The sequence below is a fragment of the Pseudomonas sp. AB6 genome, assembly GCF_034314105.1.
Taxonomy (GTDB): Bacteria; Pseudomonadota; Gammaproteobacteria; order Pseudomonadales; family Pseudomonadaceae; genus Aquipseudomonas.
This window is the reverse complement of sequence record NZ_JAVIWJ010000001.1, coordinates 2,494,795-2,511,309: the sequence shown is the minus strand read 5'-3', so window position 1 is coordinate 2,511,309 and position 16,515 is coordinate 2,494,795. Positions and strand designations below refer to the sequence as shown.

Below are 16,515 nucleotides of genomic sequence, written 5' to 3'. Positions count from 1 at the left end.
ACCGCATCAGAGGACAGGAGCTCACCATGACAACCCTTTACCCCGTTCGTCCACTCAGCCGATTGAACCACCCACGTGATGTCATTCGCCAGTTCACCCCTAACTGGTTTGGCGCGACCATGGGTACCGGTGTTCTCGCCCTGACTTTGGCTCAGCTGCCCGTACAGATCCCAGGCGTGCGCCTGATTGCCGAAGCATTGTGGCTATTCAATATGGGTCTGTTCTTGTTGTTCGGCGTGTTGTATGCAATGCGCTGGGGGCTGTTCTTTGATGAAGCACGGCGGGTATTTGGTCATTCAACCGTCTCTATGTTTTTCGGCACCATTCCCATGGGGCTGGCAACTATCATCAATGGCTTTCTGTTGTTCGGCCTACCGCGTTGGGGCAATGCGGTGATCTCGGTCGCCGACGTGCTGTGGTGGCTGGATGTCACAATGGCCGTGGCGTGTGGCGTACTGATCCCGTTCATGATGTTCACCCGGCAGGAACACAGCATCGACCAGATGACCGCCGTGTGGCTGCTGCCAGTGGTGGCTGCCGAAGTGGCTGCGGCCAGCGGGGGATTGCTGGCACCGCATCTGGCGGATGCATCGTCGCAGTTCAGCATGTTGATCACCAGCTACGTGCTGTGGGCGTTCTCGGTGCCGGTGGCGTTTAGTATTTTGACCATTTTGCTGTTGCGCATGGCGCTGCATAAATTGCCCCACGAAAGTATGGCCGCGTCGAGCTGGCTGGCGTTGGGTCCGATTGGGACTGGCGCGTTGGGCATGCTGGTGATGGGCGCCGACGCTCCGGCGATATTCGCGGCCAACGGTTTGCCAGGCCTCGGTGAAATAGCCGACGGCATTGGTCTGGTGGCTGGCATTGCGCTGTGGGGTTTCGGTCTGTGGTGGATGCTGATTGCTGTACTGATCACTGGTCGCTACCTGCGCACCGGCATTCCATTTAACTTGGGCTGGTGGGGCTTTACTTTTCCACTTGGGGTCTATGCCTTGGCCACGTTGAAGTTGGCAGCGCGGCTTGATCTTGCGTTCTTTTCCGTGGTGGGTACGTTGCTAGTGTTGTGCCTGGCAGTGTTGTGGTTGATCGTCATGACCCGCACCGTTCGCGGCGCTTATCGGGGCGAGTTATTCGTTTCGCCGTGCATTGCTGGGTTGAGTAAATAACAGTGGTATACGGTTACAGGAAATAGACGGCAACAGAATCAGACGCATCCTATCGACATCCATGTGTTTAGCGTTTTCAATGTCGGCCACTGAAAGCCGGATAAGGCGTCATGGGGTGCGGGGTCTATGAGTCAACAATCGCAATTCAATCTGCTAGGGAAACGGCGCTTCCTGCCGTTTTTCATCACTCAGTCCCTAGGGGCGTTTAACGACAATGTACTCAAGCAGTCGTTGATTCTCGCCATACTCTACAAGCTCACGATTGAGGGCGATCGTTCGATCTGGGTCAACTTGTGTGCGTTGCTGTTCATTCTGCCGTTCTTCCTGTTCTCGGCCTTGGCGGGGCAGTTTGGTGAAAAGTATCCCAAGGACGCGTTGATCCGCCTTATCAAACTAGGTGAAATCGCGATCATGCTGGTGGCGGCAACGGGCTTTATGCTTAATCACTTGTGGATGATGCTGTTATCGCTATTCGCCATGGGCACTCACTCGGCGTTGTTTGGGCCAGTGAAATACTCAATCCTGCCGCAACACTTGCATGAGAATGAACTGGTTGGCGGCAACGGGCTGGTGGAAATGGGCACCTTCTTGTCGATTTTGGCCGGGACTATCTGCGCCGGGATCATGATGTCTTCTGCGCAGTACGCACCCCTCGTTGCTACGGTACTGTTGGTGGTTGCCGGTTTGGGTTACATCGCCAGCCGTGGCATTCCGCGTGCGGTTGCGGCCTCTCCGGAAATACGCCTGCACTGGAATATTTTCAGTGAGTCCTGGGCCACCGTGCGCTTGGGTCTTGGGCAAACGCCTGCGGTATCGCGTTCAATTGTCGGTAACTCCTGGTTCTGGTTTGTGGGTGCGATTTATCTGACGCAGATCCCGGCTTATGCCAAAGAGTGGCTGTACGGCGATGAGACCGTGGTTACGCTGATTCTCGCTGTGTTTTCCATCGGTATTGCCTCGGGTTCGATGCTCTGCGAGCGCTTGTCCGGGCGCAAAGTCGAAATCGGTCTGGTGCCCTTTGGTTCCATGGGGATGACGGTGTTCGGGCTGTTGCTGTGGTGGCATTCAGGGGGATTCGCGCAGAACGTTCAAGTTAATGACTGGTTGGCGGTGTTGTCTTATGGCCAAGCGTGGTGGGTCTTGGCAGATGTGCTGGGTATTGGCATTTTTGGCGGCTTTTATATCGTGCCGCTGTACGCATTGATTCAGTCGCGCACCGTGGAGAAAGAGCGGTCACGCGTCATCGCGGCCAACAACATCCTTAACGCGCTGTTCATGGTGGTTTCGGCGATTGTCTCGATTGTGCTGCTCAGCGTGGTCAAGCTATCGATCCCGCAGCTGTTTTTGGTGGTGTCGCTAATGAACATCGCCGTGAATGTTTATATTTTCAAGATTGTTCCCGAGTTCAGCATGCGTTTTCTGATTTGGCTCCTCAGCCATTCCCTCTACCGCGTTGAACACCGCCATCTTGACCGGATTCCTGACGAGGGTGCTGCGCTGCTGGTGTGCAACCATGTGTCGTTCGTTGATGCGCTGTTGATCGGCGGGGCAGTACGACGGCCGATCCGCTTCGTGACTTACTACAAGATCTACAACCTGCCGGTACTGAATTTCATCTTCCGCACGGCCGGCGCCATCCCGATTGCCGGGCGCAACGAAGACCTGCTGATTTACGATCAAGCGTTCAAGAAAATCGCCGAATACCTGAAAAACGGTGAGTTGGTGTGCATCTTCCCCGAAGGCAAACTGACGACGGATGGCGAACTCAATGAGTTCAAGGGTGGCCTGACGCGGGTGTTAGAAGATTCCCCGGTGCCGGTGATACCGATGGCGTTGCAAGGGTTATGGGGCAGTTTTTTCAGCCGCGACCCGAACAAGGGCGTACTTCATCGGCTGTGGTCGCGCATTACCTTGGTCGCCGGCCCCGCAGTGACCGGCGACGCCGCGTTACCTGCCAGTTTGCAAGCCCAAGTGGCGGCGTTGAGAGGAGCGGTCAGGTAGCCGCAAACGGCTCAAGTACTCAGCTTCAACCCCACCAATCCACACAGAATCAGCCCAACACTGACCAGCCGAAACAGCGCCATGGACTCGCCAAACAAAATGATTCCCGCGATCACTGTGCCAATTGCGCCAACGCCAGTCCAGATGGCATAGGCGGTACCCAGCGGCAATTCTTTCATGGCGAGGCCCAGCAAGCTGAGGCTGATGATGATCGCTGTGACGGTGAGGGCCGTGGGAATCGGGCGGGAGAAACCGTCGGTGTACTTCAGGCCGACGGCCCAACCGACTTCAAACAGACCGGCAAAAACCAAAATGATCCAAGACATGATGACCTCCAACGTGAGGTCGTCCTCGGATGGGTTTTTCTGATGTAACGGTCAGGTCGTCCTGACTGTGGGCAGTATTTTGCACATTCTCGGCCCAAGGGCAAGCTTGCAAGCAGCCGGCCAGCACGTTGGCATCTACAGAGTGTTGGCCGCTTCCCGATCCGCCTTCTCACTCATGCGCCGGAAGTAAGTAGAAAGCAGCGCCCCGGAAATATTGTGCCAAACACTGAACAAGGCGCTTGGCACAGCAGCCAATGGCGTGAAGTGTGCGCTGGCCAGTGCGGCGCCGAGCCCGGAATTTTGCATGCCGACTTCCAGCGACAAGGATTTGCGTTGAGCCAAAGGCAGCTTGAACAACCTGCCAGTGAAGTAGCCCAGCACGAAGCCGAAGCTGTTGTGCAGGATGACCACGGCCATGATCAGCAACCCGGATTCAGCGATTTTCGCTTGGCTCGCGGCGACCACGGCGGCGACGATCATGACGATGCTGACCACAGACACCAGCGGCAATACCTCTTCTGCAGCTTTCACCCGTGGTCCGAGTACGCGTTGTGCAACGACGCCGAGAACGATAGGCAGTAGCACTAATTGCAGAATCGACCAGAACATATCCATGAAGGACACCGGCAGCCAGGCTGAGGCCAGTAACCAAATCAATGCCGGTGTCATCAATGGGGCGAGAAGAGTGGTCACGGCGGCAATCGCGACCGACAACGCCAAGTCGCCCCGGGCCAGCCAGGTCATGACATTGGAAGAGGTTCCGCTTGGGCAGCAGCCCACCAAAATCACACCGACGGCTATTTCTGGGGCCAAATGAAACACTCGGCATAACAACCAGGCCACTCCGGGCATGATCACGAAATGGGCGATAACGCCCAAGGCCACACGCCATGGATGGCGAGCGACTTCTGAAAAATCATCAACCTTGAGCGTCAGGCCCATGCCGAACATCACCAAGCCGAGTAACGGCACGATGGCGCTTTTCAACCCTATAAACCATTGGGGCAGCACAAACGCCAACACGGCAAACAACAGCACCCAATAAGCGAAAGTATTGCCCACAAAGCGACTCAACGCAGCCAGCGCACGCATGGTCTGATCCTGTTTTTATAGTGAGAAAGCGTGCGCTACCGCTGCCGGTAGCGCAAAACAGCGGAGTGGTATGACGCGTTAAATGCCCTGCGGCAGTTCTTCGCCTCCTAACGCTTCGAACAGCTCCGGCAGGAACTCACCGAAGGTCAGCATCATTAGGGTAAAGCTGGCATCCAACTGGCCAAGGGCTTCTTCGCCGCCGTCCTGTTCCGCCTGGTCTTGCAGCAAATCTTCGAACTTCAGGCGCTTGATCACCATCTTGTCGTCAAGCACAAACGACAGTTTGTCCTGCCAGGCCAGCGACAGTTGAGTGACCACTTTTCCGGTGCTCAAGTGCAGCTGGATTTCTTCGCTGGTCAGGTCTTGGCGCTTGCATCGAACAATGCCGCCATCTTCGTGGGTGTCACGCAGCTCACATTCATCAAGCACGAAGAAGTGGTCAGCCGCTTTTTGGGTTTTGACCCATTCAGTCATGGTCGCGCTTGGCGAGACTTTCACGGTCAGAGGGCGCACCGGTAATGAGCCGATCACTTCACGTAACGTAGACAGCAGGTCTTCTGCGCGTTTCGGGCTGGAAGCGTTGACCAGGATCAGACCCTGCTTCGGTGCGATGGCGGCAAAGGTCGAGCCGCGACGAATAAAGGCACGGGGCAAGAACGCCTGGATGATTTCGTCCTTGAGCTGATCGCGCTCCTTCTTATAGACCTTGCGCATTTGTTCGGCTTCGATCTCTTCGATCTTCTCTCTTACTGCGTCATTCACAACGCTGCTGGGCAGAATACGATCTTCTTTGCGCGCAGCTATCAGTAGGAAATCGCCGCTGACGTGGACAAGGGGTGCGTCCTCGCCTTTGCCGAACGGAGCCACGAAACCGTAAGTGGTCAACTCCTGGCTGGCACATGGGCGCGCGGGTTTGGTCGCCAATGCGGTTTCCAGCGCCTCAGCATCAAAAGGCAGATCTTGGGTCAGGCGATAGACAAGCAGGTTTTTGAACCACATGGGGTAAAGCTCTCCTTATGTGCAAAGGGGGGCATTATTCCCTCCTCAGCGTCTGCGGCCAACCCTGCGCTAAGCCTTTGGCGGCATTATAAAAGTATTTTAGAAAGTGCTTGCCAGAGGTAGGGTCGCTATATAGAATGCGCGCCACACCGAGAGTGAAGGGTGATTAGCTCAGCTGGGAGAGCAGCTGCCTTACAAGCAGCGGGTCGGCGGTTCGATCCCGTCATCACCCACCAATTCCTTCTTAGTGTTACGCGCAGCGGTAGTTCAGTCGGTTAGAATACCGGCCTGTCACGCCGGGGGTCGCGGGTTCGAGTCCCGTCCGCTGCGCCATATTACGTTTCAAGGCCCTTGAACTCCTTGAAGCAAAAAAAGCGACCTTAGGGTCGTTTTTTTTTGTGCGAAATTTACCGGTAGGAGGCCCTTTGCAGGGGCCAACTTATTGGCGAAGGTCTCTTTGACTGATCGCAGCCTTCGGCTCCTACTCCGTTGTGCGAACAGACGTTGCCGCCGCCAATTATTGTTCGGCGTTACGCGCATGGCGGTACTCGCTTACCGCGTCGTACACCGCTTTGCGCAGACGGTTGATACCACCAATCGGGCGGTGGTCAGTGATACCAAACCAGGGACTGAATGATTCGTTATCGCACGCCAGATTTAGCTCTGGGGTGTCGAAGTCTTGCGCTGGAATTTTCACTGAGGCGACCGTTTCGAACGGCGCGTCACTTTCCTTCCATTCAATGCTGGTGTCTTCGATGGGCATAAACTTGCTTGAGTCTTGCCGCTGGATCTGTAGAACAAAGCAAGCGGGCACTCTATCTGTCGACAATTGCTGAGTCAGTGCGCCGCGCAGGAAGTTTGGCATTTTCCGATTCTGGAGCGGCAGCGCGTAGTCGGGACAGTTTTGCGGGTCCGGCGCGACCCGGAACTTGGCATTGGCGGCGCCGAACTTGTAAGGCGATACCGAGTAGTAAGTGACCTGGGTCGGGCTATCAGGCGCCGGTGCCAGCGTGCCCAATGCAATGAACAGGTGGCGGATTTGCCAGGTTCTCGGGTCCCAGTTTGGGAAAAACGCCAGGCCGGTTTGACCGTTGGCCTGGGCAGCGATGTTCTGACGATATTCAGCGACATCGCTGACGAAAAAATTCGGATGACTGAACATCACGAAATCCTGCTCGCCGCGTCCTTGTTGGTTGGCTAACAACTGCGTGCCGGGTACATCCATCAATTTGATGGCCATGCCGCGCGCATCTTTGATGCTGTCAAACTGCGGGAAAGCGTTGCCGTTGGACAGGCGCATCGACGCTTGCCAGATTTTACCTGGCTCGGCGAACACGCCTTGGCGCAGTGCCGGAGCGAGATCGTTCAGCACTTGAACCTGTGCATTCACGCAGCCATGGGCTTTGGCATGGGCATCCCGCAGATAACGAGTACTTTCGCGGTGTTGATCGACGATCTGAATGGCGGTCTGGATGATGTCTTGGGACATCGCTGATTCCTCAGGCGGAATCTGCTCCTGCGCCGACACCGGCCCGCGGTAGTGCCATGCATACCAAGTGGTTGCCAGCAGCCATCCGATCAGGCCAAGTGCCAGCAACTTGAGCAAGGTCTTGCCCAGAAACGCGCCGAGGCGGACCCAGAGTTTGGTCAGCATGTGTTGATCCTTGTATCCGGCGCACTTACGCGCTTATGGCAGTTCTGATTCGAGTGGGCCACCTAGCACCTTCAGGTACTCCAACAGGGCCCAGCGTTCTTGGGGTTGCAGCTGCCTGCCAATTACACCGTTGCCACGGGGTCCGGCGCGAAACTCATGACCGCTGTTGTGGTTGCCGGACTTTTTTGTGTCGAATAAAAAGCCGCCAGCGAAGGCTTCTGTGCGGTAGCCCAGATGACTGGGATCGTATTCAAAACTACCGGTATAGAAAGTCGTGGCGCGTTCATCCTGTGGCGACAGCAATTGGTAGAGGTTAGGAACCGAGCCGTTGTGCAAAAACGGTGGGGTAGCCCAGACACCTTCCAGCGGCCGGGCGCGGTAAGCCCGCACTTCACGGACGCTGATCGGCAAGCCAAAGCCGTTCAGACGATGGCTTTCAGCAAGCGAAATTTTTAAGTCGCGGTACGCCCGGTTTTCGACGAATGCAGTGATATAAGCCAGCCCTTTGGCCATCGAGATCTGACTTGGGTCCACTGGGACATCAGATTCAGGAACCAGCTCGACGTCCAGCGCCGTTAGCGCTTGCGGATCCCATTTCAGCGCGCTCAAGTCGTAACGCTGATCGGCAATGTTATTGGCGGTATTGGGGTCGGTGCCAATCTCCGCGACAGGCAGCATTGTCAGCTCTAGTATCGGACGGTCATAGGATTGCTTCGTTGGCGGTACGTGACACCCGGCACAATTCTTCTGGAACAGTAGCTTTCCCTGCGCGGCAAGTGGGCGGTCAACAACGCCCAGCAACTCTTCAGGCCACCTCGGCGGTTTGAGCCGTTGCAGGGTGTCTTCTATTCGATGAAGGTCCTGAACCCTTGCACTCGAGGGATAGCGGGCGTCGCCGGTCAGAGCGTGACCTTCAACATTGAACAAATTCAACGTAGCGCCCACGCCAAGGGCTTCACCGATGTTACGTGCCATGGGTTGGCGAGCTGAACCGGTCCACTGCACCCAATCGAATTTCCAAATGTCCCAAAGCTGCGGGTAATCCACGGGCGCGTTGGCGATACGGTAGTTTTTCTCGGAAATCGCGTCGCCGAAGGCGGCATTGGCGATGCGCCCGAAAGCGTCTGCACGGCCTGGCCCTTCTTCGGTGGGATAAAGCCCACGGTGGGTGTCGTTCCAGGCCGCGTGTAAAAAGATATCCAGTGATTGTTTGAAGTCGGTGCGCAGACGCTCGCGTTGCGTGTCGTAGTTTTGACCAAGAACCTTGCGTGCGAAGCGTTCAAACTTCCAAGGGTTGTAATAAGTTGCAAACAGGCTGGCGACCAGCGCCTGACCGAAACTGCCACCGCGCAACGTCGGGACACTGGAAGGCAATACATGCTGAGCCGATCCACCGTCGATGCGCAGTGCCTGGCCTTTAAAGCGTAATTCCCCGGTGTGGCAAGCGGAGCAGGTGATCTCTAGATACTGCTCGCTGCTGCCAGGATTTTGATGCTGGGCAAAGCCCACAGGCAGGTTGCCCGGATTAATGGTCGTCGCCTTTTGTTTCGGGTCCACCAGAAAGCCAAAACGCGCCAAATACTCCGGCGTCGCGAAGCGTTTATCAGAGAAGGGCAGTTCTAGCGCGCTGAACCAGTCATAGCGCAGGTTTTTTACTTGAGTACCTTGGGGTGTGTAATAAAACGTTTGGCGGTCCTCTTCGCTCCATTGCTCAAGGTAATGCAGCTGTTGTGCGGGTACATAGAACGGCAGTTTTGGATTGGCGACGTAGTAGAGAACAACCGCCAAAGCCGCGCACAGCAAGACCGCAATCAGCAGAAAAACTCGGGAAATAAAGCGCAACGTGAAACCTCCTTGTTGAGTGATAGCCCCCTTATGCCTGAGCCAATGCGTTGATGGCAAGTAGCCATTTTCTCAGTAATATGGCCTACGTAATCACGCCATGCTCTGATTGAACAGGGCTTGCGAGAATAATTTTGATTTGACCGTATTGCCCAAAGGCCGCTGGCGAACGTGCTCCCAGAAGGCAAAAGGCCTCTTTGGTATAGCTGAACCGATGCTGTACGACTCACAGGCAAGCTAATAAAACGTTTGGATACCTGAACTTATCTGTCTTTGTCGCCTCTCATGCCGGTAGCCATTGATCGCGGCAGCCTGATAAGCTCGCGGCTTTACTCGTTTGCCCTATTGGCGCATGAACAAGGAATCAGTATGAAACAGCATCGGTTGGCGGCGGCGGTAGCCCTGGTTGGTCTGGTACTGGCGGGTTGTGACTCGCATACCAATGTAGAGCTGAAAACACCGGCACAGAAAGCTTCGTATGGCATCGGCTTGAACATGGGCAAAAGCCTGGCTCAAGAAGGCATGGATGATCTGGATTCCAAAGCCGTAGCCCAAGGCATCGAAGATGCCGTCGGCAAAAAAGAACAGAAGCTCAAGGACGACGAGCTGGTTGAAGCTTTTGCTGCCTTGCAGAAACGTGCTGAAGCGCGCATGGCCAAGATGAGCGAAGAGTCGGCCACTGCGGGCAAAAAGTTCCTTGAAGAAAACGGCAAGCGTAAGGAAGTAACCACTACGGCTTCTGGCTTGCAATACGAAATCATCAAAAAAGCCGATGGCCCTCAGCCTAAGCCGACCGACATAGTGACGGTTCATTACACCGGCAAGCTGACTGACGGGAAAGTTTTTGACAGTTCCGTTGAGCGTGGCAGCCCGATTGATTTGCCAGTAAGCGGCGTGATTCCAGGTTGGGTCGAAGGTCTGCAACTGATGCACGTTGGCGAAAAGGTCAAACTTTACATTCCTAGCGACCTGGCTTACGGCGCGCAGAGCCCAAGTCCTACGATTCCCGCCAACTCAGTATTGGTTTTCGATCTTGAACTGCTTGCCATCAAGGACCCTGCTGCTGCAGAAGCGCCTGACGTGCCAGCCGCCAAGTAATAGAGCTTCTCCGGTTTGACCGCAACGCCCCGTCTCGACGGGGCGTTGTCGTATCTGGTGTTCGTCGGCGAACAGATTAGTTTTAATGTAGTCGTAATAGCGTCTACAGGCGTGTTGATAGAGGCGTGATTGTAGGACGATTAACTCGGCTCCGGGTTAAGTAGTGGGGGTAGCTTCTGTCAGGTCTCAAGTCAACGAATTTATGCGATTTTTAATGTGAGTAAAAAACGCCCGATTTGAGCGTAAGCCCTGTAATCCGGGATTCTTAGGCCAGAAAAGTGGCTCTGTTCACAAGGTTATCCACAACTTGTGTGGATAACATTTATACGCCGTTAAAGTTGCTGATGACGCGCATCCGCTGAAGTCGAATTCCTACAGCAGGTCGCAATCATTCAACGGGAGTCATTATGAAAATGCCTTGGAATCTGCTTCGGTTTATCCCTATGGCTCAGCGCTTGATTACCGCTGGGCGTTTACCGGCGTTGCTGTTCGCGGTAGCGCGCAAGGGGGCGGCCGAAGGGAATCGGCTGGGCAAACTCAAAGACGATCTGCGGTTGTTGCAAGCGTTGTGCCTGGCGTATTGGCGCGGCGAGTACCGCGCGATCAGCCCCCAGGCTATGGTCTCGGTGGTGGCGGGACTGATGTATTTCCTAAGCCCCATCGATCTTATTCCTGATTGGATTCCAGTGATTGGCATGCTTGATGACATCGTGGTGTTAGGTTGGGTCATGAAGACCCTGGAGGCTGAACTTGATGCCTTTCGAGCTTGGCGTGCCATGCAGTCAGTTGAAAAACTTGCAGCAGTCGAGCGTCTGCCCGCGACGCCTGCGTTGCTTGAGCTTGAGCATCACAAGGAATGATGGGGCGTGCCAATAGAGTGAATTCGCGTAAATGAATAAAATCCAGGCGCATTGAGACTACGCACCTGCACTCTGTCCACTGTTAAGATGCCGACACACGGAAAAAGCCTACATGCAAAGTGTTGTAGTCCTACAGGGGGTTGTATGGATCTTCAAATAATTACACGTGATGGAGAGCCAGAGTACGCAGTATTGCCATGGGCCCAGTACCAGGCTTTGTTGAAAGCAGCGGGTGTTGGCGCTCCATCCACGCAAAAAGCTACAACGCCCTCTTCAGCCGTCCTAACGGGCGATCTTCCAAGCCTGGATCAACTGGGCGCCCTACGAGATGCCAAGGGTCTGGAGGTCGCGCAGTTGGCGCGCACAGTTGGAATCAGCCCGTCGTACCTGGATTTAATCGAAAGCGGTGAGCGGGTGCCGGATGCTGCTATTCGACGGAGTTTGGCTTGGGAGCTAGGCGTACCCGGTTGGCGAGGTGAATCATGAGTGTTCGCATTAGTCGTCAGCACTGGGAAGGGCTATTGGCGGAGTTAGATCAGGCTCGCCGACAACGCCATCTATTGACCTACCGCGCATTGCTCGAACGTCTTCAGCTACCCAGTCCCGCTATGCAAACACTTACCGCCGCACTTGAGCACCTGGCTGCATTGGACGCTCGTGCGGAGCAACCGCTACGCAGTTCACTGGTCATCAGCCAAGGTGCCAGCCGCTTGCCGCGCACTGGCTTTTTCGACTGTGTCGAACGGCTTGGGCGATTCTGCGGTCCATCGGACGGTATTGCGGCCGCTTCCTGGCACGCATCTGAAGTGGTGCGGGTTTTTGAATATAGCTATCCGGAGATAGCATGATTCGACCTTTATGGTATTTGCGGGCACGAATGACCTACCGGCTGGCCCGCCGATTGTTTCATTGGCATTGGTTTGTCGAGCGACCTAAAAGCTGGCAATGGTTAGAAGGTCAGTTCTCGCGTATGGCCAATCTTGGCGATGTCGATGCTCAAAGCTTTTACGGGCATATCCTGCTGTTTCGGGGTCAGGGCTTGGGCGCGCGGGAAGAAGGTCTGCGTTTATTGCGTCTGGCCGCACATGGTGGAGACAGCAAGGCTGCGTACCAACTGGGTGTGGTTAGTTTGGCGGGAGACACCCGTAACGCTCCAGATGCGGCAGAGACCGCGCGCTTTTGGGAAATGGCCGTTAAGGCCGGTCACCCGTTAGCGCCGATCAAGTTGTCGCAGTTATACAACAAGGGTGGGCCTGGCCTAACGGCTGACCCCGAGCGCGCAAAACAGTTTGAGGGTATGGGAAAGCCGCATGGGTTTTAGGCAAACATTGCATAGCCTTTGAGTGAAAAAAACACCCTGTCGAGCTTGTTCTCTAACTGACAACGCGGCGTCGGAGAGGCGGAGTAGCCCCTACGGGTCGTTGTTCAATCTTTCACGGTTACCGAGTCCAGGCTGTCGATCACATGCACGCTGGCTCCGGTCACACCTTTGGCAAAATGCTTGGCTTGCGATGCCAACTCGGCCAATTGACTGGCATCTAGATGTGCGCAGGCTTCGGGGCGTAGGTGAACCACACCGATGGACAGCGACAGCAGCGAGAATTCTTGACGCTGGCCTTGGCGATTCAACCCCGTGAAACAACCGCACTCCAGGTGCTCGGCCCGATAGAAGCGACGGCACTGGTTCTGAAAATCCTCCAGCAGCAGATTTAAGCGCTTACGCCAATCTTCTGAGCCCAGCACCATCAAGAAGTCATCACCACCGATATGCCCGACAAAGTCTCGGCTTGGGTCGATGCGGTCGTTCAGGCATTGCGCGAGGCACAGCAGCACTTCATCGCCCCTGCCATAGCCGTAGATGTCGTTGAATGGTTTGAAGTTGTCGATATCCACGTAACAAATCATCGACTCCTGACCTTGTTGCAGCAGTCGCGTGAGGCATTGCTGGATGGGCACGTTGCCGGGTAATAAAGTTAATGGGTTAGCGTAGCGCGCTTGCTGGATTTTCAGTTCGGTAATCAGTTTCAGCACGTCAATTACCCGGCCCAGTCCCAGATAGTTACCGTTCAGGGTGATGATAAAGTCTTCTTCGATGCGCTGTCGGGCTCGGCTGGTCAACAGACGGCTTACCTGTTGCAGCGATTGGCTGAGCTCCACCGCAAGAAAATCGGTGTTCATTAAGCGGCTGATGGGTTTGCGGGCGAACAGGTCGGTGGCGAAGGGCTTAAGCAACGCGTCCGAAAGCGAATGTCGATGGACGATGCCGCAGGGCTGCAACAACTCGTCAAGCACCGCCAGCGAGTTCAAGTTTGCTTGCTTGCGGAAGCACTCAAGTACGCTTGCTGTCGGCGCGGCCTTATTAACCGCCGGTTGCTCAATCAGCAATGCGCGCAAGTCCGGGGCGTCTTCATTTAGCGCGGGAGCCGCCGGGTTAAGTTTGGGCAGCAAAGCATGGGCATCGCGCGGGGGGTATTCTTGCGGACGGCAGAGCAAATAGCCCTGAACCAAATCCACCCCCATGTCGATGAGTACGGCCAGTTCTTCCTGCAACTCAATGCCTTCGGCAATCACCAGCGCACGGGACGCTTTGGCCATTTGCAGCATGGAGCCAACGAACTCACGTTTGACCGCATCTTGATGAATGCCGTCGATGAAATGTCGATCGATTTTGACGTAGTCCGGGCGAAGTTCTGACCACAAACGCAGACTTGAATAGCCCGCACCGAGATCATCCAGTGCGATGGAAAAACCCATGTCGCGGTAGTGATGCAGTGCCTTGTACAGCAGATCGAAATCTTCTGTGGGAGTTTGCTCGGTCAGCTCAATGACCACCTGGCTCGGTGCGATGCCGTAAGTCTGCAGCAGCTCCAGAGTGCGGCCCGGGGGGTGGGTAGGTTCCAGCAAGGATTCAGGTGAGACATTGAGAAAAAGCTTTCCGTCGAGTTTCTGGTCGTTGAAACGTCGGCAAGCGGACTCGCGTGCAGCCATCTCCAATTCACTCAATCGACCCGCTTGACGGGCGATGGCAAACAGGGTGATGGGGGAGTGTAGCGGGCTGTTTGACGGCCCTCTTGTCAAGGCTTCGTAGCCTAAAATTCGGCGATCCGACAGTGAGACTATCGGTTGGAACAAGCTGTGTAGATCGCGTTGAGCCAAAATTGAGCTCAAGGCACCCAGCTGTTCAATGGCGGTCATGGCAATCTCGGAATAAGAAAAAGGGGCTGAGCACATTTGCGCTCAGCCCCTATATTTCACGACAGATTCATGACTGTTTGATGACCAAATGCTACTAACTAGTCGTATTGGCCATCATTTTTACGTCAATATTGTGCGTGATTACTTCTTTGCCACCGCCGCGTTTAAGTTCAGGTAGTCGATCAGGATGCGCCCGGTCTCCGACAGGTAAGCGTCGTCCTCGGGTTTGGTCTTGTCGTCTTCTGCGGGCAGCGCGTCTTCGTCTTCTTTCTTCAGCTCTTTGAGCGGGTCTTGACCTTTAGCCTTGCGACGGGCGTTTTCCAGCGCCAGTTGCTTGCCTTCAATGTCAGTGTGTTGAGCACGACGTTCGGCTTCGTTCAGGCTGACGGTTTTTTCGAGCATCAACTTCTGAGCAAGAGCCAGACGGTCTTCAATGAAGACAAACTCAGGGTCTTTCGACGAACGCGCATCGTGGCGTGCCTTCAACTGCTCAAGGAACGGTTTGAACGGGTCCACCACGGGTTTGATCGCAGGCTTAATGGTGTCGTAGGCCATTGATTCCGGAAGCGCGCTTTCGCCGATTTCCTTGGTATCAATGATCGAGGGGTACGCGATGTCCGGCAACACGCCTTGATGTTGAGTGCTCTGACCGGAGACCCGGTAGAACTTGGCCAGTGTCAGTTTCAGTTCGCCATGGTTCAGCGGCTGAATGGTCTGCACGGTGCCTTTACCGAAGGTCTGACCGCCAATGATCAATGCGCGGTGATAGTCCTGCAGTGCGCCGGCAAAAATCTCCGAAGCGGAAGCAGACAAGCGGTTGACCAGCAGCGCCATCGGGCCTTTGTAGAAAGCACCAGTGGCTTCATCTTCAAGCACATCAACCTTACCGTCGGCGTTACGCACCAGCACGGTAGGGCCTTTGTCGATGAATAGACTGGTCAGCTCGGTGGCTTCCTGCAATGAGCCGCCGCCGTTGTTACGCAGATCAATCACGACGCCATCGACTTTCTCGGCCATCAGTTCGGTCAGCAGTTTTTTCACGTCCCGGGTGGTGCTCTTGTATTCCGGATCGCCAGCACGGTAGGCCTTGAAGTCCAGATAGAACGCCGGGATTTCAATCACGCCGAGTGTGTAGTCATGGCCGTTTTGCTTAAGGTGGAGGATCGACTTTTTCGCCGCCTGTTCTTCAAGTTTTACTGCTTCACGAGTAATGGCCACGATTTTGCTGGTGTTGTCGTTCGGCGCGTTGGTGTGCGGAATGATTTCCAGGCGCACTACTGAGCCTTTGGCACCGCGAATCAGTTTGACCACTTCGTCCAGACGCCAGCCGATCACGTCGACCATCTCTTTGTCGCCTTGGGCGACGCCGATAATTTTGTCTGAAGGCGCCACTTGTTTGGTTTTGGCGGCAGGTCCGGCCGGAACCAGACGCACGACTTTCACGTTGTCGTTATCGCTTTGCAACACCGCGCCAATGCCTTCCAGCGAGAGGCTCATGTTGATGTCGAAGTTTTCCGCGCTGTCCGGGGACAGGTAGTTGGTGTGCGGGTCATAGGACATGGCGAAGTTGTTGATGTAGGCCTGAAACACATCTTCGCTGCGGGTCTGCTCCAGTCGCGCCAACTGATTCTTGTAGCGCTTGGTCAGTAGTTCTTGGATGGCCTTGGGTTCTTTGCCAGCGATCTTTAATCGCAGCACTTCATCCTCGACCCGCTTGCGCCACAAGTCATTCAGCTCAGCGTCAGACTTGGCCCATGGGCTGTCCTTGCGGTCGATCAGCAAGGTTTCCTTGGTGGTGAAGTCGAACTTGTCGACGCCCTTTCCCAGCTCTGCCAATGCAAAGTCCAGACGCGATTTAACGCGATCCAGATAGCGCTTATAAATGATGAAGCCAGCGTTCAGGTCACCACTTTTCAGAAAGTCGTCGAACTGCACCTTCCACTTGTCAAACTCGGCGATATCGCTGGCCAAGAAATAGCTGCGCGAGGGGTCGAGCAGTTTGAGGTAGCTTTCATAGATGATGACAGAACGCTTGTCGTCTAAAGGAGGCTTGCTGTAGTGGTGCCTTTTGAGCAGCTCTACGATGTTCAGGCTCGCAATGACCTCTTCGCGGTCAGGCTGAAGGTTATCCCAGCTGTTGGCTGCAAACACAGGGGTGGACATGGGCAAGGCACTCAGGCCAATCAATAAGGCGAGTGCGGTGCTAGGGAGATAATGCTTCATGCTGATTCGACGCGGGGGCAATTGATAACGCATATTAGGCCGTCTTTGAGATCGCCGGT

Annotated in this window: 14 protein-coding genes and 2 tRNA genes; 9 read left to right on the top strand and 7 right to left on the bottom strand. The window is 55.1% G+C overall.

Going from position 1 to position 16,515, the window contains the following annotated elements:
- The first annotated feature begins 26 nt into the window (after positions 1-26).
- A complete protein-coding gene (locus RGW60_RS11755) occupies positions 27-1,166 on the top strand; it encodes a TDT family transporter (RefSeq protein ID WP_322204775.1) in 1,140 nt (379 codons plus the stop codon).
- Positions 1,167-1,292: 126 nt separating this feature from the next.
- Complete coding sequence (locus RGW60_RS11750) at positions 1,293-3,167, top strand: MFS transporter (protein ID WP_322204774.1); 1,875 nt, start codon at positions 1,293-1,295, stop codon at positions 3,165-3,167.
- A gap of 11 nt (positions 3,168-3,178) precedes the next feature.
- Here the strand turns inward: RGW60_RS11750 and sugE are convergent, their stop codons facing one another.
- The 3 genes from sugE to rdgC form a co-directional block, all read right to left on the bottom strand.
- Positions 3,179-3,493 carry a quaternary ammonium compound efflux SMR transporter SugE gene (gene sugE / locus RGW60_RS11745; protein WP_322204773.1) on the bottom strand — a complete coding sequence of 105 codons (315 nt, stop codon included), beginning with the start codon at positions 3,491-3,493 and terminating at the stop codon, positions 3,179-3,181.
- A 135-nt stretch (positions 3,494-3,628) separates the two neighbouring features.
- On the bottom strand, positions 3,629-4,585 hold the full coding sequence (locus RGW60_RS11740) for a bile acid:sodium symporter family protein (protein ID WP_322204772.1): 957 nt from the start codon (positions 4,583-4,585) through the stop codon (positions 3,629-3,631).
- Between the two features lie 78 nt (positions 4,586-4,663).
- On the bottom strand, positions 4,664-5,584 hold the full coding sequence (gene rdgC, locus RGW60_RS11735) for a recombination-associated protein RdgC (RefSeq protein WP_322204771.1): 921 nt from the start codon (positions 5,582-5,584) through the stop codon (positions 4,664-4,666).
- Positions 5,585-5,744: 160 nt separating this feature from the next.
- Here rdgC and RGW60_RS11730 point away from each other — a divergent pair.
- Both RGW60_RS11730 and RGW60_RS11725 read left to right on the top strand, forming a co-directional pair.
- Positions 5,745-5,820: transfer RNA gene (locus RGW60_RS11730), tRNA-Val, on the top strand.
- A gap of 20 nt (positions 5,821-5,840) precedes the next feature.
- Positions 5,841-5,917 (top strand) — tRNA-Asp (locus RGW60_RS11725).
- 184 nt (positions 5,918-6,101) lie between these two features.
- On the opposite strand, the gene RGW60_RS11720 is transcribed toward RGW60_RS11725, so the two are convergent.
- Positions 6,102-7,238, bottom strand: coding sequence for a catalase family protein (locus tag RGW60_RS11720; RefSeq protein WP_322204770.1), 1,137 nt, complete (start codon positions 7,236-7,238; stop codon positions 6,102-6,104).
- A gap of 33 nt (positions 7,239-7,271) precedes the next feature.
- Positions 7,272-9,080, bottom strand: a complete 1,809-nt coding sequence (locus RGW60_RS11715; RefSeq protein WP_322204769.1) for a di-heme-cytochrome C peroxidase — start codon at positions 9,078-9,080, stop codon at positions 7,272-7,274.
- A gap of 369 nt (positions 9,081-9,449) precedes the next feature.
- Here RGW60_RS11715 and RGW60_RS11710 point away from each other — a divergent pair, with 369 nt between their 5' ends.
- The 5 genes from RGW60_RS11710 to RGW60_RS11690 all read left to right on the top strand — a co-directional run bounded on the left by RGW60_RS11710 (position 9,450) and on the right by RGW60_RS11690 (position 12,359).
- Positions 9,450-10,178: an FKBP-type peptidyl-prolyl cis-trans isomerase gene (locus RGW60_RS11710; RefSeq protein ID WP_322204768.1), complete on the top strand. Its 729-nt coding sequence runs from the start codon at positions 9,450-9,452 to the stop codon at positions 10,176-10,178.
- Between the two features lie 407 nt (positions 10,179-10,585).
- A complete protein-coding gene (locus tag RGW60_RS11705) occupies positions 10,586-11,038 on the top strand; it encodes a YkvA family protein (protein WP_322204767.1) in 453 nt (150 codons plus the stop codon).
- Between the two features lie 144 nt (positions 11,039-11,182).
- Positions 11,183-11,524, top strand: a complete 342-nt coding sequence (locus RGW60_RS11700) for a helix-turn-helix transcriptional regulator (RefSeq protein WP_322204766.1) — start codon at positions 11,183-11,185, stop codon at positions 11,522-11,524.
- A complete protein-coding gene (locus RGW60_RS11695) occupies positions 11,521-11,886 on the top strand; it encodes a hypothetical protein (protein WP_322204765.1) in 366 nt (121 codons plus the stop codon). The genes RGW60_RS11700 and RGW60_RS11695 overlap by 4 nt, the downstream gene beginning before the upstream one ends.
- On the top strand, positions 11,883-12,359 hold the full coding sequence (locus RGW60_RS11690) for a sel1 repeat family protein (protein WP_322204764.1): 477 nt from the start codon (positions 11,883-11,885) through the stop codon (positions 12,357-12,359). The genes RGW60_RS11695 and RGW60_RS11690 overlap by 4 nt, the downstream gene beginning before the upstream one ends.
- Positions 12,360-12,463: 104 nt before the next feature.
- Here the strand turns inward: RGW60_RS11690 and RGW60_RS11685 are convergent, their stop codons facing one another.
- Entirely contained in the window at positions 12,464-14,233 is a 1,770-nt protein-coding gene (locus RGW60_RS11685) for a bifunctional diguanylate cyclase/phosphodiesterase (protein ID WP_322204763.1), read from the bottom strand.
- A 141-nt stretch (positions 14,234-14,374) separates the two neighbouring features.
- Positions 14,375-16,456, bottom strand: a complete 2,082-nt coding sequence (locus RGW60_RS11680; protein WP_322204762.1) for a carboxy terminal-processing peptidase — start codon at positions 16,454-16,456, stop codon at positions 14,375-14,377.
- Positions 16,457-16,515 lie beyond the last annotated feature (59 nt).

Bases quoted from the DNA above. Each gene is read 5' to 3' on its own strand.
- RGW60_RS11690 (WP_322204764.1), top strand. From the start codon at position 11,883: ATGATTCGACCTTTATGGTATTTGCGGGCACGAATGACCTACCGGCTG.
- RGW60_RS11750 (WP_322204774.1), top strand. From the start codon at position 1,293: ATGAGTCAACAATCGCAATTCAATCTGCTAGGGAAACGGCGCTTCCTG.
- RGW60_RS11700 (WP_322204766.1), top strand. From the start codon at position 11,183: ATGGATCTTCAAATAATTACACGTGATGGAGAGCCAGAGTACGCAGTA.
- RGW60_RS11710 (WP_322204768.1), top strand. From the start codon at position 9,450: ATGAAACAGCATCGGTTGGCGGCGGCGGTAGCCCTGGTTGGTCTGGTA.
- RGW60_RS11740 (WP_322204772.1), bottom strand. From the start codon at position 4,585: ATGCGTGCGCTGGCTGCGTTGAGTCGCTTTGTGGGCAATACTTTCGCT.
- sugE (WP_322204773.1), bottom strand. From the start codon at position 3,493: ATGTCTTGGATCATTTTGGTTTTTGCCGGTCTGTTTGAAGTCGGTTGG.
- RGW60_RS11705 (WP_322204767.1), top strand. From the start codon at position 10,586: ATGAAAATGCCTTGGAATCTGCTTCGGTTTATCCCTATGGCTCAGCGC.
- RGW60_RS11680 (WP_322204762.1), bottom strand. From the start codon at position 16,456: ATGAAGCATTATCTCCCTAGCACCGCACTCGCCTTATTGATTGGCCTG.
- RGW60_RS11685 (WP_322204763.1), bottom strand. From the start codon at position 14,233: ATGACCGCCATTGAACAGCTGGGTGCCTTGAGCTCAATTTTGGCTCAA.
- rdgC (WP_322204771.1), bottom strand. From the start codon at position 5,584: ATGTGGTTCAAAAACCTGCTTGTCTATCGCCTGACCCAAGATCTGCCT.
- RGW60_RS11720 (WP_322204770.1), bottom strand. From the start codon at position 7,238: ATGCTGACCAAACTCTGGGTCCGCCTCGGCGCGTTTCTGGGCAAGACC.
- RGW60_RS11755 (WP_322204775.1), top strand. From the start codon at position 27: ATGACAACCCTTTACCCCGTTCGTCCACTCAGCCGATTGAACCACCCA.
- RGW60_RS11695 (WP_322204765.1), top strand. From the start codon at position 11,521: ATGAGTGTTCGCATTAGTCGTCAGCACTGGGAAGGGCTATTGGCGGAG.